Source organism: Pseudoalteromonas sp. BDTF-M6 (assembly GCF_018334135.1).
In the GTDB taxonomy this organism is placed as follows: domain Bacteria; phylum Pseudomonadota; class Gammaproteobacteria; order Enterobacterales; family Alteromonadaceae; genus Pseudoalteromonas.
Window position 1 is genome coordinate 241356 of the sequence record NZ_JAGXTQ010000005.1, and the last position, 22506, is coordinate 263861.

The window sequence follows — 22506 nt, forward strand, 5'->3', positions numbered from 1 at the left end:
CAGTAGCTTATTACCAGCCGCACTGGCGGCCTTTGTTTTGCTCATCAAGGTAAGCTTGAAGCGGCGCAAAGTAATCCAGGATGGCGGTGGCATCCATTTCTTCTTTACCCGTCACGCTGGCCAGGGCTTCTTGCCATGGACGGCTTGAACCCATCTCGAGCATGGCATTGAGTTTTTCACCGGCTTCTTTCGAGTTGTAGACCGAACAGCGGTGAATCGCTTCTTTATTACCGGCGATTTCACACAGGCTACGGTGGAAGTCGAACTGCAGAATATGCGCTAGGAAATAACGGGTGTACGGCGTATTACCCGGAACATGGTATTTCGCACCGGGATCAAAGTCGGCTTCAGAGCGGGCGATAGGCGCTTGCACACCTTGGTATTTCTCTCGCAGTTCCCACCAGGCTTTGTTGTACTCGGCAGGTGTAATTTCACCGGAGAATACTTTCCAACGCCATTGGTCAACGAGCAGACCGAAAGGAATAAAGGCTACTTTATCCAATGCCATCTTCATCAGCAGGCCGATGTCTTTCGACTCATCCGGCACTTCATCAAGCAGGCCGATTTCTTTTAGGTAAGCCGGAGTTACGGATAGGGCGATGGTGTCGCCAATGGCCTCGTGGAAACCATCGTTGGCGCTTTCCTGATAATAAAGCGGCTGCGTGTTGTAGGCACGCTGATAGAAATTGTGGCCCAGTTCATGGTGAATAACTGAGAATTCTTCACCGGTGCGCTGAATACACATCTTAATACGCAAATCGTCCTTGCTGTCGATGTTCCAGGCCGAGGCATGACATTGTACATCGCGGTCCTGCGGCTTAGTAAATAAGGAGCGCTCGTAGAAGGTTTGTGGTAGCGGTGCAAAGCCCATAGAAGTGAAGAACTTCTCCGCACCTTTGACCATCTTGATCTCGTCATAGTTATGCTTGGCGAGTAGCTCGGTGACATCATAACCTGGATCGGCATTTTCCGGTGCAACCACATCATAAATGTTGCCCCAGGTTTGCGCCCACATATTACCTAGTAGGTGAGCTGGGATGGGTTGATCTTGCGGTACCTTGTCTTCGCCGTACTTTTCGCCCAATTTGGCGCGCACATGGCAGTGCAGTGAATCATAGAGCGGCTTTACCTGGCCCCAGATACGATCCAGCTCTTTGGCGAAGTCATCGGCCGGCATATCGTATTTGCTACGCCACATGGCGCCGGTATCGGCATAACCCAGCTCCTGGGCGCCTTCGTTGGTAAGCGCCACTTGCTGCTCGTAAAGCGGGCGCATGGGTCTAGAGACCTGACGCCAGCCTTGCCATAAATCCAGCAGCTCGTTGTAATCACGGCTGGTGGCCATGGTGGCGGTCATCTCGCCCAGACTTAAACAGGTACCGTCTTCTTTACAATATTTGCCTTTGCCATATAAACCGCCTAACTCGGCGACTAACTGCGACAGCTTAGCCGTTTTCTCGGCGTCCTGCGGAGCAGGCAGGGTTAAGGCGAGTTTCAGCTTGTCGAGCTTACGACGCGCATCGTAGTCGAGCTCTAAGTCGTCAAACTTGGCCGCTTCATTGGCAAGGCGCACCACGGTTTCGGTCATCTTGCGGTTTACTTCGGCAGAAAGCTCGGCGGTGTCATGGGTAATGAAGTTGGCGTAAATCCACTCGGCGCGGCTTGACTCCAGATAGAGTGCGGCTAGGTCCTGCTCGGTTTTTTCTAAGAAACGCTCGGCATCGGCGGCACTAACCTGAGTCTGAGCAACACCTTGTTGTTTTGTTTCTGCGGTGTTGGCTTCTGAGCAGGCAGTTAGGCCTAACGCTGCGCAGACAACCAAGGCGCTTAGGCTTGGTTTAAATGGCAATTTGGTCATGAAGATTCCTCTTGTTGTTAGACCCGGGTTAATTAACCCGGTTAAAGCAGCAGAATAATAGCAGTGCGTTGCGAATTGGTACAATGCAGATGTCGCAAATGATTGTAAATCTTGATAGTTCGTCCATACTGAGGGCTAAGATCGAGTATCAAGGAACAAAACAATGAGTTGGTTATTTATCCTTATTTTGGTCGCCATTATTGTGGTGTTTGGGGTGCGTGATATTCGCATGAATATTATTACCCGTCCGGTGTTTAAATGGTTTAAAGAAGCGCTACCGCCGTTATCGCAAACCGAGCGCGATGCCATGGAAGCGGGGGATATCTGGTGGGACGGCGAACTCTTTCGCGGCAGCCCCAACTGGCAGACGCTGCATCAATATGCCACCACCACATTAAGCAGCGAAGAGCGTGAGTTTATCGACAATCAAGTGGTCACCCTGTGCGCTATGCTCGATGACGATGAGATCACCCGAAACCAGGATTTAAGTGAACCCGTCTGGCAATACCTTAAAGACCAAGGCTTTTTTGCCCTGATCATTCCAAAAGAGCATGGTGGCCATGAGTTTTCTGCCTTAGCGAACTCCACCATAGTGGCGAAAATTGCTACCAAGAGCTTAAGTGCGGCCGTGACCGTGATGGTGCCCAATAGCTTGGGGCCGGCGGAGTTGCTACTGCACTATGGCACCTTGGAGCAGCAAAACCATTGGTTACCCAAGCTGGCCAAGGGCGAAGAACTGCCTTGCTTTGCGCTAACTGCCCCAGATGCGGGGTCTGATGCTGGCGCCATCCCGGATACGGGGATCGTTTGTAAGGGCGAATACCAGGGTGAGGAAGTGCTGGGTTTAAGGCTCAACTGGTCAAAACGATATATTACCCTGGCGCCCAAAGCCACGGTATTGGGCCTGGCATTTAAGATGTTTGACCCGGATGGCCTGTTAGGGCACACCAAGAATATCGGTATAACCTGTGCTTTGATCCCCACGGATCACCCGGGCGTGAAGACGGGTATGCGCCACAAGCCTATGAATATGGGGTTCCTTAACGGTACCACCACGGGCGAGGACGTGTTTATTCCCCTTGATTGGATTATTGGTGGTGAAGTGCAAGCCGGTAATGGCTGGCGTATGTTGGTTGAGTGTTTATCTGCAGGGCGGGGCATTTCACTGCCGGCACTCAGTACAGCAACCGGGCATCTCAGTGCCCGTACCAGCGGTGCCTATGCGGCACTGCGTCAACAGTTTGGTGTTGCCATTGGCGAGTTTGAAGGGGTGCAGGAAGCCCTTGCGCGTATCGGTGGCTTAACCTATCAACTTGAGGCCTCCCGAGTGCTGACCGCCACGGCCATAGATCAAAAACTAAGCCCCGCTGTGATCACCGCCATTGCTAAATACCATATGACGGAAATGGGTCGACAGGTGATTAATGATGCCTTGGATATTCATGCCGGTAAGGGTATTCAAATGGGGCCAACGAATTATTTGGCCCACTGCTATATGGGCACACCCGTCTCTATCACCGTCGAGGGAGCGAATATTCTCACGCGTAACCTGATGATATTCGGTCAGGGCGCTATTCGCTGCCACCCCTATGTACTTGATGAGATGGCCGCCGCCGCAAATGAGGATGGCGAAAAAGGCGTAAAAGAGTTTGATCCCCTTTTATGTCAGCACATTCTATACAGCGCCGGCAACGGCGCCATGGCCTTTGTCCATGCGCTTACGTGCAGTTACTTTGCTAGTACTCCGGTTGGTGGTGCCACGGCACACTATTATCGTTATCTTGGCCGTTTCTCTAGAGCCTTGGCGTTTTGCTCTGACATCGCCATGCTGCGCTTTGGTGGTGAGCTTAAACGTAAAGAAATGCTTTCGGCGCGCTTGGGCGATGTCTTGAGCCACCTTTACCTGGCCTCGGCGGTATTAAAACGCTTTGAGGACGAGGGTCATCAGCACGCCGATCTGCCCTTTGTGCAATACTCGGTGGAGCGTAGCCTGTATCTATGTGCCAAAGCCTTTGATGAATTTATTGCCAACGTGGGGGGCTTGGCACTGCGCAGCCTGTTACGCGTGGTGGTATTCCCCTTGGGTAATCATTTTAAAATGCCTAAAGACGAGGTTGCCAAAGCCGTGGCCAAGCACATGACTCAAATAGGTGTGGTCCGTGAGCGCTTAACCCACTTATGTGTGCTGGATGAGAATAACGGCACCGGCGTGCTTGAGGCAGCACTAGAAGCCCAGCACCAGGCTGCATCCGCTTACAAGGCGTTAAATAAACTGCGCAAAGAAAAAGAAATTTGCGGTTTAACCATGATGCAATTGCTCGATGATGCAATGGAGAAAAATAAGCTCAGCGCCGAGCAATTGGAATTGTTAAGGCGAGCGGAGGAATTAAGACAGCAGGTGATCGCCGTCGATGTTTTCGATGCAGATGAATTTGCATAACGAAAAAGGGCCTTTGGGCCCTTTTTTATTGCCCATTGCCCTTGTCGGCTTAACGCCCATAGGGATCTGGGATAACTTCCGTCACCACCCAGGACAATCCCTCTCTGCTTAACTTAACGCTGCGCATATCATCGACCTGTTTGCCCTGAAAATCGCCGGTGAAGACCAGGTTAATGGTGGCATGATCTCCGTATTGCTCGCGCACGTTCATTTCCGTGCGGTCAAGCTCGATGGCGACATGGTCGAATTGCATATTCAACACGCTGCGGGTGAACTGCTCAGCGCTGCCATAGGCGTACATGATGCGGGTGAGTTTGGGTGAGGCATGCTCGCTGGCGCGCTCTAAACTGTCGTGATTATAGAGGGCGAAAAAATATTGGCTGGCCACATAACCTGGGGAGTTAGGGTCACCGCTTATCTGGTCTTCTTGACCGCAAGCACTTAAAAGTACCAGTAACGAGGAGAGTATAAGGCGCTTCATACACAGTAGGTAAGATTGCTAAAAACTAAACGAAAGTGTGAAGTGCGGGGGCAAATAAGTAAAGAAAAAGGCGCCTAAGCGCCTTTTAATTACGAATAAAGAACCAGAACTTACGTTACTGTACCAATTCCTGGTCGCTAAACTCATCGGCAAACAGAGCACTGGATAGATAACGCTCAGCGGAGCTAGGTAAAATCACCACAATGTTTTTACCTGCGTTTTCCGGGCGCTCGGCAATGCGCTTGGCGGCCACTACGGCGGCGCCTGATGAAATGCCGGCAAGAATACCTTCGCGCTTCATCAGCTCATGGGCCATATCCATGGAGTCTTCATTGCTCACTTGTTCAACGCCATCGATCAATTCTAAATCCAGGTTTCCTGGAATAAAGCCGGCACCGATCCCCTGAATTTTATGGGGGCCAGGTTTAAGCTCTTCACCGGCCATGGTTTGGCTGATCACCGGTGAGTCGCTTGGTTCAACGGCGATAGACTTCACATCCAAGCCTTTTTCCTGCTTCAAATAGCGGCTCACACCCGTGATGGTACCACCGGTACCCACACCAGCGACAAAGAAGTCGATTTTGCCATCAAGGGCATCGTAGATTTCTGGGCCTGTGGTTTCGAAATGGATTTTTGGGTTCGCTGGGTTGTCGAACTGTTGCAATAAAATATATTTCGCAGGATCGCTATCGCGAATTTCTTTGGCTTTTTCGATAGCACCTTTCATGCCTTTAGCGCCATCGGTTAATACCAGGTTCGCACCGAGTGCTTTAAGCAGCTTGCGACGCTCTAAACTCATGGTGTTAGGCATGGTGAGAGTCAGCTTATAGCCACGAGAAGCGGCAACGAAGGCCAGGGCGATGCCCGTGTTACCCGAGGTAGGCTCAATCAGTTCTTTGTCTTTGGTTAGTTCGCCCGATTTTTCGGCTTCCCAAATCATGGACGCACCGATACGGCATTTAACACTAAAGCTGGGGTTACGCGCTTCGATTTTGGCGTAGACGTTGCCTGAGGTGACGCGGTTAAGTTTTACTAACGGGGTGTTTCCAATTGAAAGCGAATTATCTTCATAAATCTTTGACATATTCAGTACCTAGCTAAATGTGACCGTCTATTCGGTAATGCCTTCACTTTACTCTTTGAAGCGCAAAACTAAAGGAAAGATTAGCTATATCATATAGCCAATCGGTTATAACAGCAGGGTATAAAAATGACGCTTTATATATCTGATGTTATTGTGCTCTTTGCTTAACCCTAACGGGATTGAGCAATTTAATTCTGGCGCATGGGTTGGGGTTTCGCCAGTGGCTTGCGGTGGCACTTGTGAGGTATTTGAGGGCTTAAGTATACGGGCCTGCCTTTCCAGCCAAGGATAACAGGTACGAATTTGTCTAATTCTTACCCACCTAAAGAGTAATTGAACCGATTTATGCGTACATAAGTGTTAAAAGATGGTAAAACATTGGCATTGTTAAATTAGATTCTAATGTTATGAAGCTTATTGTTAAATTAATAGCCGGTATCCTTTTGGGGATTATTATTGGTGCCTTCGCACCAGAGGCGGTTGCACGGGTGTTGTATACGCTTAAAACCCTGATCGGCGAGCTGATTGGTTTTACCATTCCTTTGATTATCCTCTTCTATATCTGCTCGGGTATTGCCGGACTTCCCCGTGGAGCAAACCATTTGCTAGGTAAAACCGTGGGGTTTGCTTACGGTTCAACGGTGATTGCCGGTACCTTGGCAACCCTGGTGATGATCTGGGCAGCGCCGCACCTAAGTGGCAGCATTAATTTTTCTGGCTCAGAAGAGAGCGCCCTAAAAAGCTTTATCGACATTAAAATTCCGCCCTTGTTGGGCGTGATGACGGCATTGGCCACCGCGTTCACCTTTGGTATTGCCATCAGCCAACGTCAGTTACGTGAGCTGCAAACGGTTGTTGACCAGGGACGTGAAGTGATTGATGCGCTGCTGGCCCGAGTAATTATTCCGGCATTGCCCTTTTATATTGCCGGTGTCTTTGCCGATATGACGGTAGCCGGTACCGTGGCCTCGACCTTGCAAACCTTTGCCGTGGTGTTGGCCATTGCCTTGATCATGCACTGGTTATGGTTAACCGTGCTGTATGTGGGTACCGGCATTCTGCTTGGCCGCTCGCCGCTAGAACTCATTAAGAACATGTTGCCAGCGTATTTAACCGCCTTAGGTACCATGTCCAGTGCAGCCACCATCCCAGTGTCGCTACAGGCAAGTAAAAACAATGGCGTGAAAGAAAATATAGCCAACTTCAGTGTGCCTCTGTGTGCCACCATCCACCTTTCAGGCTCGACCATCACCATAGTAACCTGTGCCATGGCGGTGATGGCGTTGTCGCCGGGTATGAGCGTGGGCGGGTTAACCGATATGCTGCCCTTTGTCTTTATGCTTGGTATCGTGATGATTGCAGCGCCAGGTGCACCAGGTGGTGCTGTAATGTCGGCATTGGGTCTGCTAACGAGCATGTTGGGCTTTAATGATGCGGCGATTGCGCTTATGATTGCCCTGTATTTAGCTCAAGACAGTTTTGGCACCGCCTGTAATGTAACCGGCGATGGCATCATAGCATTGTGGGTCGACCGTTTTTCTGTTAAAACAGAGGCTTGAGTAAGGTGTTTACAGGGACGCTCGGGCAACAAGGAGTCGCTTGAGCGTAGCTAAAGAGGGTAATCCCGTTGATTGATGTGTTACTAGTAGATGATCATGAACTGGTACGTACTGGCATTAGACGTATTCTTGATGATGTTCGTGGCTTTAAGGTAATAGGCGAAGCCAAGACCGGCGAAGAAGCGGTGCAGTTTTGCCGTCAGAATGAGCCTGATATTGTCTTAATGGATATGAATATGCCGGGTATTGGTGGCTTGGAAGCGACCAAGAAAATTTGCCGGTATTGCCCCGATGTGAAGGTCATCGTATTGACCGTGCACTGTGAAGACCCTTTCCCAAGCAAAGTGATGCAAATTGGTGCTCATGGTTACCTAACCAAGGGCGCCGGCCCGGAAGAGGTTATCAATGCGATCCGTGCCGTAAACTCGGGACAACGTTATATTGCCCCGGAAATTGCCCAGCAGATAGCCTTGGCACAGTTTAGCGGTCGCACCGATGAGAACCCGTTCCAAACCCTGTCAGATCGTGAGCTGCAAATTATGCTGATGATCACTAAGGGAGATAAGGCGCAAAGCATTGCCGAGCGCTTAAATTTGAGCTCTAAAACCGTCAACAGTTACCGTTATCGTATTTTCGAAAAACTCGCGGTAAATGGTGATGTAGAGCTGACACACTTGGCTATTCGCCATAAAATGATCGATATCGACAGCGATCACTGATCAAACCCTATGACCTTTGCTGCTGACCAGTTTCTTAAAACGGTCTCTGAAGAACCCGGCGTATACCGAATGCTCGACAAAGAAGAGCAAGTGATATACGTCGGTAAAGCGAAAAACCTAAAAAAGCGCCTTTCCAGTTATTTTCGTAAAACCGGTCTAGACACCAAAACGCAAGTCTTGGTGCGCAATATCTGCGATATTCAGGTCACCCTTACCAATACCGAAACCGAGGCCTTGCTGCTCGAAAATAACCTGATAAAGAAATATCAGCCGCGTTATAACATTCTGCTGCGTGACGACAAGTCTTACCCTTATATTCTCTTAACTAAGCACCAGCACCCGCGTTTGGCATTCCATCGCGGTGCCCAAAAAATAAAGGGCGAATATTTTGGTCCTTTTCCCAGCAGCAGTGCGGTATCGGACAGCCTCAGGTTAATGCAAAAGTTGTTTCCGGTGCGCCAATGTGAAGATAGTTACTATAAGGCCCGCAGTCGGCCTTGTTTACAGTATCAACTAAAGCGCTGCAGTGCCCCCTGTGTTGGCAAAGTCAGTGATGAAGATTACGACGCCCAGGTAAACTTCGTACGTAAGTTTTTAGGCGGTAAATCCCAAGAGGTGATCGCCGAGTTGGTGGCGAAAATGGAGCAGGCCAGCGAGAACTTGGCTTTTGAAAAGGCGGCCAAGTACCGCGACCAAATCCAGCTATTGCGTAAGGTGCAAGAGCAACAATCGGTCTCCGGAAAGCACGCCGAGCTCGATGCCATCGGCTATTATTCTCATAATGGCCTGATAGCTATTCATATCCTTATGGTGCGCGATCACAAGGTATTGGGCAGCAAAACCCTGTATCCCAAGGTGCCTAAAGACAGCTGCGACGATGAAATCCTAACCTCTTTTATTGCCCAGTATTACTGTACCCCAGGAGCCAGTGGCCGCATCGCTAAGGAGCTGATCTTACCCTTTGCCATAAGCGAGCAAAATGAGCTGGCCGCGGCCATGAGTGAGCTTAAATCGTCTAACGTTAAGCTGGTGACGGTGCAAAGAGGGGAGCGCGCCCAATACCTGCAGTTGGCCAATAAAAATGCCCGCAGCAGCCTGGAGGTGAAGCAAAGCACCCAGGATTCTATTAACAAGCGTTATGCGCTGTTAAAAGATGCCCTGAACCTCGATGATATAACCCGTATGGAATGTTTCGACATCAGCCATACCATGGGCGAGAACACGGTGGCTTCGTGTGTCGTCTTTGACGCACAAGGACCAAACAAGTCGCAATATCGACGTTTTAACGTGACCGGTATAACCCCCGGCGACGATTATGCGGCCATGGCCTTTGCCTTGAAAAAACGCTATTCCAAACTGGTGGATGAAACTAAAATCCCCGACGTAATTTTTATTGATGGCGGTAAAGGGCAGCTAAATCAAGCGGTTGAATTTTTTAGTGATTGGCCGTTTGATAAAGAGCCGCTGCTTGTGGGGGTGGCCAAAGGCACCAGTCGTAAACCCGGTCTGGAAACCTTATTAATCGATGCGGGGCGTAAAACCGTGAATTTAAGTAGCGATTCGCCGGCATTACACCTGATCCAGCATATAAGGGATGAATCCCACCGCTTTGCCATCGCCGGGCATCGTAATAAGCGACAGAAGCAGCGTAACCGTTCTGTGCTGGAAGAAATTAGTGGTGTTGGCCAAAAGCGGCGCCAGGCGCTGCTCAAATACCTAGGAGGAATGCAGGGTGTTAAGAATGCAACAAGGGAGCAATTGAGCCAGGCTCCAGGTATCAGCCAAGCCATGGCTGAAAAGATATTTAACCATTTGCATGACAAGGCATAGCCCTTCGTGCGAATATTAATAAAAAGAAGACGCTAAGAACGCCTAGTAGTTATGTGGAACATTCCCAATACGTTAACAACCTTCAGGTTGTGCCTTATTCCGATTTTTTTAGTTATTTTTTATTTACCTTACCAGTGGGCGTTTTTTGCAGCGGCATTTGTATTTTGGTTAGCCTCGATCACGGATATACTCGATGGGTATCTGGCGCGACGTTTAAATCAGTCTACACCCTTTGGCGCGTTTCTTGATCCTGTGGCCGATAAGGTTATGGTCAGTGCTGCCCTTGTGGTTTTGGTTAGCTATTATCAAAGTGCCTGGATGACGGTACCGGCGATTATTATTATTTCCCGGGAGATCGTTATTTCCGCATTACGTGAGTGGATGGCCGAGCAGGGTAAGCGCGGTCAAGTTGCGGTTTCCCAGTTGGGAAAAATTAAAACTGCGGCGCAGATGTTGGCCATTATCGGCTTGATTTGGCAGTTCCAGCCCTGGATGGTGAGTTTAAGCTATGTGTTGTTATATATTGCCACCTTATTGACCTTTGGTTCCATGGTGCAATATTTGCTGGCCGCACGTCACAGTTTACTGGCCAATAACGGCTAAATGTATAATTACACACCGTTTTAGATAAATTTTAAGCAAACGATTCAAAACTGACATTTTTTGTATTGACGCGTTTAATAATCTCTGTAGAATGCGTCGGTGTTGAGAGGGCGCTAGCCCAATCAAAGTGAAGCAAGAAGCCAAGCTTCTTGTTAGGTGAGAGTTTCTCATCGTAGGATGCGAGTATAGCTCAGCTGGTAGAGCGCAACCTTGCCAAGGTTGAGGTCACGAGTTCGAACCTCGTTACTCGCTCCAAACTTTGATGGCGGAATGGCAGAGTGGCCATGCAGCGGATTGCAAATCCGTCCACCTCGGTTCGACTCCGGGTTCCGCCTCCATTTTCTCAACATTTCCACATGCGCAAGCAACCCGATGCCCGGGTGGTGGAATTGGTAGACACAAGGGATTTAAAATCCCTCGCTGGTAACAGCGTGCCGGTTCAAGTCCGGCCCCGGGCACCATTTTAACACTATTGTGTTTTCGGATTTTGCGAGTATAGCTCAACTGCATGAAGGTAAAGGCGTAACCTGAAACTTCTAGCGGTTAGATTATTCTCACTATGGAACGCGAGTATAGCTCAGCTGGTAGAGCGCAACCTTGCCAAGGTTGAGGTCACGAGTTCGAACCTCGTTACTCGCTCCAATTTCCTCCGCTTCGTATGTATGGCTCTTGAGTCGACCATCCGCCCGGGTGGTGGAATTGGTAGACACAAGGGATTTAAAATCCCTCGCTGGTAACAGCGTGCCGGTTCAAGTCCGGCCCCGGGCACCATTTGGCTGTTTTAAGTCAAATTAGGAATAGTGAGGGTAACCTCATTTGGAACGCGAGTATAGCTCAGCTGGTAGAGCGCAACCTTGCCAAGGTTGAGGTCACGAGTTCGAACCTCGTTACTCGCTCCAATTTCCCCTCTTCATAGCAAAACCTTGCAGTAATAATACAATCAAAAACGTCATGCTAAATATGTCGAATCGACTACGCTTATCCTAAATAAACTAAACCCTCATATTGTCCGCGTGACTAAATTTCCATTGCGCTAGTTTTACGTTATACCAGCTTTCCTTTATTTATTTTATCAGCAATCTGGATAACTAAGTTTAGTAATCATCTGACTCATAGATGTTTTTGTCTCTGTTTTTAATCTAGCGTAATTTGTTTTTATTACGGTCAAAGCTAAGAAAGTTTGTTGTATATTTATCTCTATGCCGATAAATATTGCAGACGGGCTTAGTTTTCATTATTTCCCTTGCCTGTTTTATTCTGGCCACGGCCGATATCTAGCCGTGGGTTATCTTAACGCCAGAACGTCGTCTTGGAGTTGAGAGTGTATCTGGCCTTTTTGAAAGGCGTCTAGGTGAGCGCATTCAGAGTGACTCTAGGCACTGGCGAACGGCTTTTTCCTTAACACTGATGGTATGGTAAAACCGCACAGGACGCATTTTATTTCAATTTAAATTTCTTCTATGTCAGGGGGTTATTTTTTGAGCATAAATTAGTCATTTCGCATTCATCTAGCTGCATTATTATCCATCACACTAAAAAACAGTATGAGCATCGACGGGATAAAAAGGTGTTTTAGCGCCTGGCGTCGACTCTCTGCTTAATTATATTTATGCTCGAATATATGTTGTTAACCTTTTGATTTGGTTGTTTTATTTTATTTTTCAACCATGCTGTTCAAGCGAGTGCGCTTTATAACTAGAAGAAAAGTTTTCGATATGAATTTGAGTCTTAAATTTAAGTAATTGATGTGGCAAGCTTAATTTTACTTGGCGAAAGTTTATTCAATTTTACACCGTAATTTGGTTGAATTTTGACCTTTCTCCTTGCTATTATGCCGCCCTTTTTCATTCAGGTGATGATTTAACAGCTCAATAAAAGCATTCTATTTTTGGTTCATCGTTATATGAGCCAGGGGTTTTTATTGCCTGAAATCACTACCTTTGCCGTTTTTTGAAGTCTCTCTTGGCTTTTTATTTGAGATTTTAATTATTTACATAAATTATTTCAGGTGTAGCGATGACAGCAAAACTTAAAATAACTAAAGCAGGGATGTTGAAGAGTTCATCTTTTTTACTGGTCCTGTTCGTATATCTTCAAAGTGTACAGCCAGCATTAGCAGCAAACGCAATAGGACAACAAAATACCCTAGTGATGTTGCTTAACTTCAAAGAAAACCCAAATGAACAACCATTGACTGTTGCAGAAGCAAACGACATGGTATTTGGCACGGTAGATGATTTCTATCGCGAAAATTCCTTTGGCCAAACCTGGCTTTCAGGTCAGGTTGTCGGCTGGTATACATTGCCTGTTTCCAATCAGGTATGCGATTATCCTGGAGTTCAGGATGCCGCGGATCAGAAAGCGATCGCCTCTGGTATTCAGTTAGAGCAGTATGACCGTATCGTTTACCTAATGACTAAGACTGGCTGCGGTAGTACTGGTCAGGGAAGCATGCAGGGGACGCCGTCACGCGCTTGGATTAACGGTAATTTTTCTGCAAAGACTACGGCTCATGAGTTGGGCCATAACCTTGGGTTATATCATTCACGTGGTCTAGATTGTGGCGAAAAGACTCTTTCAGAACAATGTACAACGCGCGAGTATGGTGATTCCTATGATGCTATGGGGGGATCAGATATCGGTTATTTCAATACTTTCCAAAGAGAGAGACTAGGGTGGCTTGAGGGTGCTCATGCCGCTAAAACTATCGAAGTGACTCAAAGCGGTACTTATTCAATTACAAATTACGAAACACAGAGCAATGAGCCTGTGACCATCAAGGTGCCTCGTGGCGTCGACCCTGCAACGGGTAAAAAGAGCTGGTTTTATATTGAATACCGTCAGTCTGTAGGCTTTGACGACTTCCTTGATGCGCGCTCATATCAATTTTACCGGGACGATGTGACTGCCGGTATTATTGTTCGTACGGCATTAGAAGGCGATGGGCGCAGCAGTAATCTGTTGCACTTAAAAGCAGGTTCAGAGTTTTACCAGGTTGCCGGACGAAACGACTGGCATGATCCTGCTATGCCAGTGGGTGACAGTTTTACCGATCCGCTATCGGGTACAACGATCAGCTTACTTAGTACAAATGGTACTCAGGCCGAAGTAAAGGTGACCCTTGATGGTTCCGATTCTGGCTCCGGTGGCGACAAGGGCAGTTGTGCTATTAACGCGCCGAGCATAAAGGCACAGGCCATCACGAGTAGTGCGGTTTTAGCCGGTCAAGAAGTGCAATATCAGGTGAGTGTTACCAATAATGACTCAACCGATTGTGCCAGCACCAGCTTTGATATCAGTACAGTGGTACCCTTTGGTTGGCAGGTAACGAGTGAGCAAGTAACTTTGTCACCGGGTGCGTCTGGGCAAGTGACTATCGCTGTTACTTCAGCGCAAGAGGCCACAGCAAAAGACTATTCGTTGTCAATTAAAGCAACTCACGGTGGCGATTCCGCTTATAGCGCAGCAACATCAGTGCGCTATACCGTGGTTGCCGATGAAACGATAGCGCCGGAAGTGGTAGCCGTTGACGATACGGTAGCCTTAAGTGCCAAGGTATCCGTCGTTATCGATGTATTGGCCAATGATATTGTTGATGCACAAGCCTCGGCTTCTGTAACTTCAATCACTCAGCCTAATAAGGGCAGTGTAGAGCTGTTGTCAGACGGTACCTTGCGCTATACACCAGGGCGACGTTTTAAAAACACTGACAGCTTTAGCTATACCATTAGCGACGGTAATAGCCGCTCAACAGCCTATGTGTCTATAAAGTTACAGTCGGATGGTGGTAATAAAGGCGGGCCTGGCAAAGGTAAGAATAAGTAGTAAGAGCGTTTAAAATTAAAAAAAAGCCTGGCTCTTACGAGTCAGGCTTTTTGGTATCTCGATTTAACTTTGCCTATTCAAGATCAATTGCCGATGCGGGTGTAGGGCACATTTCCATGTCTACACATTGAGGGCATAAGGTACATGAAGCGTCTGCTGGATCTGCAGTAACGTCATCACCTAACGCTGTACTACCAGATGCGGTTACTATATCCGTGAAGGCACCCACTTCAAAGCCAGGTGTACCGTCACCTAACTCACCTTCTCCGGGTACAGGAACATAGCTACCTGAGTAGGGTTTGCAGGAATCGGGGTGCCCCATAGGAGGCAGGTCGCCTATAAATTCTGCATCTGAATCTTTGTTATCTTGTACTACAACGCCTGTAATGGCTACTTCAGATTTATTACACACTTCACCACTGTAATTAACCTGCAGTCCATAATCTCCATAGTCGTTTAGCACTACGAGCACATCACAATCTTTGGTAAGTGACAATTTACCAGCAGTTTCTTGAGGAGGGCAAATAAAACTAGTCATGTCTTCAACTGCAACTTCTCCGCCATCTACTATCGCGGCGGTTACCTCTGCTTCGTTTGTAGGGCTATTTACATTAATTTCAAAGGATCCAGGAAATGTCTCGGTCTCACCCGGCAGCAAGCCGTCTTTGGTGTAAGTATGTAATTCGTCTTCATCGTTCAAATCTTCGGCAGTGGTATCAATTGCCTTAATATCAAACAAAGGTAAAGTACCTGTGTTTGCAACAGTTAATTCATAATTGTATATTAGAGCGGTACCAGCCTCATTGAACCCTCCGCCTGTACAAGTTTTGGTGATAGTAATTTCCGGTACGCCCGGTGTATAGCAGAACGAAATATGGCTTAAGCCATAGTAATTACCGTTCTTTGGATTCTCAGGAGCGTGCAAATTACCGTCTGCTGTGGTGATAGAACCGCTCTCGGGGTTGTATTCATAGAGGTTTCCTCCTGGACCACCTTTAACGAAAATAGAGTGGACGACCATACCGCTCGATTCCCAGTCAAAAGTCTTGTTTGAGAATGTCTCAATATCCACACTCGCCCCATCGCCCGCTTCGAACGTACCATCACCGACTTCATTGATCCGGTACTCCAGCAGTCCTGGAATATCACTCATCAAATCCGCACAGGTTGGATTATCTGGAAAATATACAGGCTGGACGCCGTTATCGGATGCTGGTCCGGGATCGGGGTCATCAGCGAATGCATTTTGTGTACTAAGTGCCAAGCCTATAACCAAGAACAAAGTAAACAAATTTTTCATAGTGATGGTGACACAACTAAACCAGCTTGTGCCCCACCAGAATTTCACATTGGTTTTCATAAAACCTCCTTTGAGTATGGGCACGATACTGCTGGCCAATACACAGTGTTAGTTTGTCGTTAATGAGTGGAACTTCAACTCCGGCTGTATAGGAGCACAGAACATGCCATTTGTTAACCTGTTGTATTTAAAGGTTTTTTTTATTTTCATTCAGGGCGTTTAGGTTGAACTGTGGCTGGCACGTTACAGTTTCACCAGGTTTACGCTGGGCTAACTGTTTCTAACCCTATGAATAGGTAGTAAATAATATGGGAGATAAAGGAGGTTGGCTGAAAGTAACACTGTGTCCATTGGTGTTACACCCCAGCACGGATACAGCTTGGGACACTTCTTAATCACTCAAACAGAAAAGTGATAATTTATTGTTGACCAGACGCATTAATCCGTTAGACTACGCCCCGTTCTCACGGAAACGCTCTTGGGAACACGGCAGTAAAAATGTGGGGATTGTTCTTATTGTTAAGGACATTTTTTCTCATTATGGAACGCGAGTATAGCTCAGCTGCAAGAAGGTAAAGACGCAACCTTTATCTAGTAAGGCAGATAAGTAGTAAGGCAGATAAGCTTTCTCAATATGGAACGCGAGTATAGCTCAGCTGGTAGAGCGCAACCTTGCCAAGGTTGAGGTCACGAGTTCGAACCTCGTTACTCGCTCCAATTTCCTTAGTTCTGCTGCTACAATCATTTCAAGAGGGCGGAATGGCAGAGTGGCCATGCAGCGGATTGCAAATCCGTCTACCTCGGTTCGACTCCGGGTTCCGCCTCCATTTACTTTTTCTCTTCTTTACTTTCAAATAGCCCTTTTAATAACTCCATGGGTAATGGAAAGGCAATGGTTGAATTTTTCTCGCCGGCAATTTCCGTCAGGGTCTGTAAGTACCTTAGTAAGATGGCACTGGGCTCTTTTGATAATTTTTCTGCCGCCTCAACCAGTTTTTCCGAGGCTTCCATTTCCCCAGACGCGTGAATCACCTTCGCTCTACGTGTGCGCTCGGCCTCTGCTTGTTTGGCGATGGCCCGGATCATGGTTTCGTTAAGGTCTACGTGTTTAATTTCGACATTGGCAACCTTGATCCCCCAACCATCGGTACGCGCATCTAAAATCTCTTGGATATCGACGTTTAGCATGTCTCTATTTGCCAGCATTTCATCGAGTTCATGTTGGCCCAGCACTGAGCGCAAGGTTGTTTGTGCCAGCTCTGAGGTGGCTTGGAGAAAGTTTTCCACATTAATAATGGCTTTTTGCGGATCGATAACGCGAAAGTAGATCACCGCATTGACGCGTACCGAGACATTATCCCGGCTTATTACATCCTGGCTGGGCACATCCATTACTACGGTACGTAAATCCACGCGGACTATTTGTTGGATAAAGGGAATGACGATAATGAGGCCAGGCCCTTTTACCTTGTAAAAACGCCCGAGCAAAAATATCACGCCGCGCTCGTACTCACGCAAGATGCGAAATGCACTGAGGATGATTAAAATGAGCAAGAGTACAATGGTGCTCGAGAATATCTGACTATTCGTTAATAGGATTTCCATGACTTACTCCTTGGCTGGGGGTGGCGAAACATGCAATGTTAAGCCTTGAACTGATTCTATGGTGACCTGATCACCCTGTTTGATGGGGCTATCACTGTGCGCTGCCCAACGCTCGCCGCCAACATCCACAAAACCCTGGCCGCAAAAATCGTTTTCGGCGATGGCTATTTTTCCAGCCATACTTTCTTGACCGAAAACCACTTCCACATTTCGATTTCGCCATAAATAACCAAGTAAAAATATCACCACCAAGACACTGGTGAAGGCGACGCCGGCTATTAAAGGGATGGAAATCTGAAAGTAGGGGCTTTGGGTATCAATTAAGAAAATTGAACCCAAAACAAAAGCAACAATGCCGCCTAACCCAAATATGCCAAAACTTGGCACAAACGACTCGGCAACCATTAAGGCAATGCCTAACGCGATCAGCGCCAGGCCGGAGAAACTTAGGGGTAACATTTGAAAGGCATAGAGTGCGACGATGAGGCTGATGGCGCCGACGACACCGGCGACGCCGATGCCCGGGCTGTAAAACTCGAGCAAAAGGCCGTAGACACCAATCAGCATTAATATATAGGCAATGTTTGGATCCGTGATAGTGGCAATAAAGTCAAAGCGCCAATCCGGCTTAACCGGCTTCAAGTAGGCCTGTTCTAAAGCCAGCTTAGTCTGCTGCTCGCCGCTTTTTATGGTGAAGTCTTTTAGCTGCGCCAACAGCTCACTGGGAGAGTCGGCGAGGTGAGTGATGACATTTTTTTGCATGGCTTCGGTTGCCGTCAGGGTGGCCGCGTCGCGCACCGCTTTCTCGGCCCACTCGGGATTACGTCCGCGTAGCTGCGCAAGGGAGCGAATATAGGCGATGGCATCATTGAGCATCTTCTTGTCCATGGCACTGGGCGTGGGCTCGGCTTCACCTTGAGGTTGACCTTGGCCTGGAGCAGCGATATTAACCGGCGTAGCGGCCCCTAGGGTGGTGGCCGGAGCCATGGCGGCAATATGACAGGCGTACAAAAGGAAAGTACCCGCACTGGCGGCGCGAGCGCCTTGAGGGTATACCAGGCAGGCTACGGGAACGGATGATGTTAACACCGCCTGGTTAATTTGCCGCAAACTACTGCTTAGCCCGCCAGGCGTGTCCAGGGTGATCATAATCAATGGTTGTGACAAGGCATTGGCCTGATCGATTTGGCGCACAATAAAATCGGCCACAGCGGGACCAATAGCCCCCTCTATGCGAATTACCGGGACCATGTTTGTTGGTTGTTGCTCAGCTTGCTCTTGTGCCAATCCATAAAAACTTGTCAACAGCAATACTAAGGCGAGGAGTCGTATCATGATCAATTTGAACTTGATGCTTTAGTCAAAGTATAGCCCTAGTTGGAGCACCGCGTTATTTACAACTAATATTCAAAGAAATACTGAGGTTGCACTCAGTAAATCTTATCGAGTCGACTAATAATGACCATGATCGAGACCTACCATCTCCTCGAAGCGCTAGGCGGGCTGGGGCTTTTTTTACTTGGCATGACCATCATGACCGATGCCCTCTATCAACTAGCTGGTCAGCGAATTCGCAATGCGTTGATGGCCTTGACACGTAGCCCAACATCAGGCGCGCTCACCGGTGCTTGCAGCACGGCTATTCTACAGTCTTCAAGTGCTACAACGGTGGCCGCCGTCGGTTTTGTCTCCGCCGGGCTGTTAACCTTCAAAGAAGCCCTGGGTATTATTTTCGGCGCGAATGTGGGCACGACGATAACCGGCTGGTTAGTGGTACTTATAGGCTTTAAGCTTAAACTCACCAGTTTGATGTTGCCTTTATTGCTTCTTGCGATGTTCGCTAAGCTGTTTTTAAAGAGAAAGCAGGCATCACTGGCGATGGCGGTAGCGGGATTTTCCGTTATATTTGTTGGCATAGGCATGATGCAAAGTGGCCTGTCCGGGTTTGAACAGGTATTAACACCGGCAACGTTTGGTCCTGATACCTGGTTTGGCAGAATACAACTCTTGCTCGTCGGTGCGGCCATTACAGTGGTTACCCAATCTTCAAGTGCCGGTGTGGCGGCAAGTCTCACAGCCTTATATGCCGGTAGTATTAGCTTTCATCAAGCCGCGGCCTTAGTGATAGGAATGGATGTCGGTACCACTGTGACCGCTTTGGTGGCGACCCTGGGCGGGTCGCTTTCATCACGGCGGACCGGGCTTTCTCACGTTATTTATAATCTTTTAACGGCAGTCATGGCGCTACTGCTGCTTACGCCCTTTGTGCAGATATGGCAATGGCTTTTTGGGCAACCGGTTGAAGCGCAGGCGCAGTTGGCCTTGGTGGCTTTTCACACCCTTTTTAACACCTTTGGGTTGCTTTTGATTTTACCCTTTACCAATCAGTTTGAACGTTTAATGAGCACGCTAGTTCCGGAGCGGGAGTGGTCGTACACAGAGCCTTTGGATAATGCCTTACTGCGCGACGTCGACCTCGCATTAAAGACGGTCTATGCCAGTGTGTGTCGGCAATTTCATGATCTACTCTTTTATCTTCGCACTCGGATTAAATCGGGAGACGAGGATGAGGCCCCTCCGTTTCCTCAGCTACAAAGTGCACTGGATGAAACTCATGTTTATGTTGATTTGATCCATTTACAGCAAAAAGACAAACCGAGCTGGTATCAATTGCTGGAACTGATCCATATCCTAGATCACATGCAGCGCTTACATGAGAGGTGTAAAGATTGGGGGGATGACCCTTGGTATGAGCCCCAGCATGAGTCAGGAGTGAAAGACGGGCACCTGAGCGAGCTTCTTATCAAGGCCGAGCAGACTTTATCTGAAATGATGCACAGTATTAACGAGGGTGACAATCTGCGTCTTTGGCAGCAGGCGCAGCAATTAGGCGAAGAAGTGGACAGGCAACTTGAAGCAGCACGCAAACAACGCATGCATGATATTGCTGGCGGTCATCTTAGGGTGCCAGAGGCCGAGGAGTACTTAGAAGAGTTCAGGCACCTGCAACAAATGGTTTATCATATCCGGCGAGTGTGTTTGCATCTAAAGCGGTGGCAAGAAATTAAATAAAAGAGGCCGCAAACGCGGCCTCTTATGATTAGTCCCACATTCCTGGGGGTAAATCCTTATCCAGCTTCTTATGAGCGGTGCGATTAAAGGTGGGTACGCGACCGGCTTTTAACTGTTGGCGATAGTCCTTGGCCAGCCAAATTACCACACCCGAAAGCATAAACAGGGCGATGACATTGACGATAGCCATAAGACCCATAGAAATATCGGCTAATGTCCAAACCAGCTTAATCTCTCCTAGCGAGCCAAACATCACCATGGCTAACACCAATAAGCGGAATATCAACATACCTTTTTGGTGGTTATGCTCCAGAAATAATAAGTTGGTCTCGGCATAGGAGTAGTTAGCAACGATAGAGGTGAAAGCAAAGAATAAGATAGCGATAGCGATAAAGGTCGAGCCCCATTCACCAACGTGGGTTACTAATGCTTCTTGAGTTAAGGCGATGCCGGTGAGGCCGGAGTCAGGTTCAAGCTGACCGGATAATAAAATCAGTGCTGCCGTTGCACTACAGATCACTATGGTATCGATAAACACACCTAGCATTTGTACATAACCCTGTGATGCCGGGTGTGGTGGATTAGGTGTGGCGGTGGCAGCGGCGTTGGCAGCACTACCCATACCGGCTTCATTAGAAAATAAGCCGCGCTTAATGCCTTGGATCATGGCCTGCATAACACCATAGCCAATTGCGCCAGCACCGGCCTGTTCGATGCCAAAGGCATGATCTATTATCAGCATAAATACGCCGGGTAGCTGCTCTGCGTTAATAGCGCATATATATATAGCAAGCAGAAGATAGGCAATGGCCATAAAGGGCACGACGATTTCGGCAAAGCGGGCAATGGTTTTAAGGCCGCCAAAGATGATAAAGCCTGAGCCAATCACTAAGACGATACCAACGGCGAATTTGGGAATATCAAAGGCGACATTAAACGCCGCAGCAATAGAGTTAGCCTGTACGGCATTAAAGACCAGGCCGAATGCGAGGATAAGGCACAATGAAAATAATACACCCATCCAGCGCTTGCCCAAGCCGAGTTCCATATAATAAGCTGGGCCGCCACGGAAGTTACCTTCCTCATCTTGTATTTTGTAGGCCTGAGCTAATGTGCTTTCGGCAAAACTGGTTGCCATACCAATCAGAGCAATTAGCCACATCCAAAAAATAGCGCCCGGGCCACCTAGATATAGTGCAACGGCAACCCCGGCCATATTGCCGGTTCCAACGCGAGCGGCCAAAGAAGTACAAAATGCCTGGAATGACGAAATGCCACCTTTCGCTCCCTCGCGACTGGCAAACATCACTTTAAAAGAGTGCCCAAAGTCACGAAATTGAATAAAGCCTAAACGAAGAGTGAAAAATAAACCTGCCGCGATCAGCAAATAGATAAGTACATGCCCCCAAATAAGGCCGCTAATGGTGTTAGCGATTTCGGTCATAACAAGTGTACCTTTGAACGAGTAATAAAAATTGAGGCGCAATCTAGCATATAGCTGAACAAACTTTTAGTGCATTAGTATAGAAGATAGCTAATTGGGGTAGTTATCCACAGAAAAATGTGAATAACTGGTGGGTAGGGTGTAGCTAAATAGGGCGGTGAAATCTTTTTACTATTTTCTTTAAAAAAGGGGTTGCGTCGAAATCGTTTCTCCCTATAATGCGCATCCACCGACACGGAGGACTGCTTACAAACAAGCGATACGAAGTGAAGGTTGAGTCAAGTAAAACTGAGTTTTAAGAAACTTTAAACTTTCTCAAAATTAAGTGTTGACAACAAATTAGGAAAGCGTAAAATGCGCAGCCCTAACGCGGTGAAAGCCGCAGCGACAACGGTCGCGCCGTTCTTTAAAAATATGAAGCAATCATCTGTGTGGGCACTCGTACAGATTGAGTTCTAACAGCTAATTCTAGTTCGCTAGATGAGGCAAGCAAATTTAGAGTCTCAATGTTTTTTCCTTAAATGGAAAGTGAGTGACCAACGGAAACAAGTTTACTTGTTTCAGCACAGTCAATTCGATATCGAAAGATATCATCACAGTATTCATTGAGCACGAAACTTCGGTTTCAAAAAACTTTTAATTGAAGAGTTTGATCATGGCTCAGATTGAACGCTGGCGGCAGGCCT

The 22506-nt window shown here is 47.8% G+C and carries 14 protein-coding genes and 8 tRNA genes; 15 read left to right on the forward strand and 7 right to left on the reverse strand.

Features of this window, described 5'->3' with window-relative positions; genetic code table 11:
* Positions 1-10 precede the first annotated feature (10 nt).
* On the reverse strand, positions 11-1858 hold the full coding sequence (locus KD147_RS13465) for a M2 family metallopeptidase (RefSeq protein WP_212548182.1): 1848 nt from the start codon (positions 1856-1858) through the stop codon (positions 11-13).
* A 163-nt stretch (positions 1859-2021) separates the two neighbouring features.
* Between KD147_RS13465 and KD147_RS13470 the strand changes: the two genes are divergently transcribed.
* Positions 2022-4298, forward strand: coding sequence for an acyl-CoA dehydrogenase (locus KD147_RS13470; RefSeq protein ID WP_212548183.1), 2277 nt, complete (start codon positions 2022-2024; stop codon positions 4296-4298).
* 49 nt (positions 4299-4347) lie between these two features.
* Here the strand turns inward: KD147_RS13470 and KD147_RS13475 are convergent, their stop codons facing one another.
* Together KD147_RS13475 and cysK are read right to left on the reverse strand one after the other, a co-directional pair.
* The gene (locus KD147_RS13475) at positions 4348-4779 is read right to left on the reverse strand and encodes a hypothetical protein (protein ID WP_212548184.1); all 432 of its coding nucleotides are present in this window, start codon (positions 4777-4779) and stop codon (positions 4348-4350) included.
* 115 nt (positions 4780-4894) lie between these two features.
* Positions 4895-5863 carry a cysteine synthase A gene (cysK, locus tag KD147_RS13480; protein WP_105254798.1) on the reverse strand — a complete coding sequence of 323 codons (969 nt, stop codon included), beginning with the start codon at positions 5861-5863 and terminating at the stop codon, positions 4895-4897.
* A 407-nt stretch (positions 5864-6270) separates the two neighbouring features.
* Here cysK and KD147_RS13485 point away from each other — a divergent pair, with 407 nt between their 5' ends.
* The 11 genes from KD147_RS13485 to KD147_RS13535 all read left to right on the forward strand — a co-directional run bounded on the left by KD147_RS13485 (position 6271) and on the right by KD147_RS13535 (position 14399).
* Positions 6271-7422, forward strand: a complete 1152-nt coding sequence (locus tag KD147_RS13485) for a dicarboxylate/amino acid:cation symporter (RefSeq protein WP_212548185.1) — start codon at positions 6271-6273, stop codon at positions 7420-7422.
* Positions 7423-7490: 68 nt separating this feature from the next.
* Positions 7491-8141, forward strand: coding sequence for a UvrY/SirA/GacA family response regulator transcription factor (uvrY, locus tag KD147_RS13490; RefSeq protein WP_212548186.1), 651 nt, complete (start codon positions 7491-7493; stop codon positions 8139-8141).
* A gap of 9 nt (positions 8142-8150) precedes the next feature.
* Positions 8151-9971 carry an excinuclease ABC subunit UvrC gene (gene uvrC, locus KD147_RS13495; RefSeq protein WP_212548187.1) on the forward strand — a complete coding sequence of 607 codons (1821 nt, stop codon included), beginning with the start codon at positions 8151-8153 and terminating at the stop codon, positions 9969-9971.
* A 51-nt stretch (positions 9972-10022) separates the two neighbouring features.
* Entirely contained in the window at positions 10023-10574 is a 552-nt protein-coding gene (pgsA, locus tag KD147_RS13500; RefSeq protein WP_105190698.1) for a CDP-diacylglycerol--glycerol-3-phosphate 3-phosphatidyltransferase, read from the forward strand.
* Positions 10575-10753: 179 nt separating this feature from the next.
* Positions 10754-10829: transfer RNA gene (locus KD147_RS13505), tRNA-Gly, on the forward strand.
* 9 nt (positions 10830-10838) lie between these two features.
* Positions 10839-10912 (forward strand) — tRNA-Cys (locus tag KD147_RS13510).
* Between the two features lie 36 nt (positions 10913-10948).
* Positions 10949-11035, forward strand: a tRNA-Leu gene (locus KD147_RS13515).
* Between the two features lie 105 nt (positions 11036-11140).
* Positions 11141-11216, forward strand: a tRNA-Gly gene (locus tag KD147_RS13520).
* Positions 11217-11258: 42 nt separating this feature from the next.
* Positions 11259-11345 (forward strand) — tRNA-Leu (locus KD147_RS13525).
* Positions 11346-11397: 52 nt separating this feature from the next.
* Positions 11398-11473 (forward strand) — tRNA-Gly (locus KD147_RS13530).
* Between the two features lie 1117 nt (positions 11474-12590).
* Positions 12591-14399 (forward strand): Ig-like domain-containing protein, encoded by a 1809-nt coding sequence (locus tag KD147_RS13535; RefSeq protein ID WP_212548188.1) that lies wholly within the window; start codon positions 12591-12593, stop codon positions 14397-14399.
* 73 nt (positions 14400-14472) lie between these two features.
* Here KD147_RS13535 and KD147_RS13540 read toward each other — a convergent pair whose 3' ends face one another.
* Complete coding sequence (locus tag KD147_RS13540) at positions 14473-15759, reverse strand: hypothetical protein (protein WP_212548189.1); 1287 nt, start codon at positions 15757-15759, stop codon at positions 14473-14475.
* Between the two features lie 581 nt (positions 15760-16340).
* Between KD147_RS13540 and KD147_RS13545 the strand changes: the two genes are divergently transcribed.
* Both KD147_RS13545 and KD147_RS13550 read left to right on the forward strand, forming a co-directional pair.
* Positions 16341-16416, forward strand: a tRNA-Gly gene (locus tag KD147_RS13545).
* 36 nt (positions 16417-16452) lie between these two features.
* Positions 16453-16526: transfer RNA gene (locus KD147_RS13550), tRNA-Cys, on the forward strand.
* A 1-nt stretch (position 16527) separates the two neighbouring features.
* On the opposite strand, the gene KD147_RS13555 is transcribed toward KD147_RS13550, so the two are convergent.
* Complete coding sequence (locus KD147_RS13555) at positions 16528-17304, reverse strand: slipin family protein (protein WP_212548190.1); 777 nt, start codon at positions 17302-17304, stop codon at positions 16528-16530.
* Between the two features lie 3 nt (positions 17305-17307).
* A complete protein-coding gene (locus KD147_RS13560; protein WP_249319277.1) occupies positions 17308-18609 on the reverse strand; it encodes an NfeD family protein in 1302 nt (433 codons plus the stop codon).
* A gap of 153 nt (positions 18610-18762) precedes the next feature.
* Here KD147_RS13560 and KD147_RS13565 point away from each other — a divergent pair, with 153 nt between their 5' ends.
* Positions 18763-20376, forward strand: a complete 1614-nt coding sequence (locus KD147_RS13565) for a Na/Pi cotransporter family protein (protein WP_212548192.1) — start codon at positions 18763-18765, stop codon at positions 20374-20376.
* Positions 20377-20404: 28 nt separating this feature from the next.
* Here the strand turns inward: KD147_RS13565 and KD147_RS13570 are convergent, their stop codons facing one another.
* Positions 20405-21820 carry an alanine/glycine:cation symporter family protein gene (locus KD147_RS13570; RefSeq protein WP_212548193.1) on the reverse strand — a complete coding sequence of 472 codons (1416 nt, stop codon included), beginning with the start codon at positions 21818-21820 and terminating at the stop codon, positions 20405-20407.
* Positions 21821-22506 lie beyond the last annotated feature (686 nt).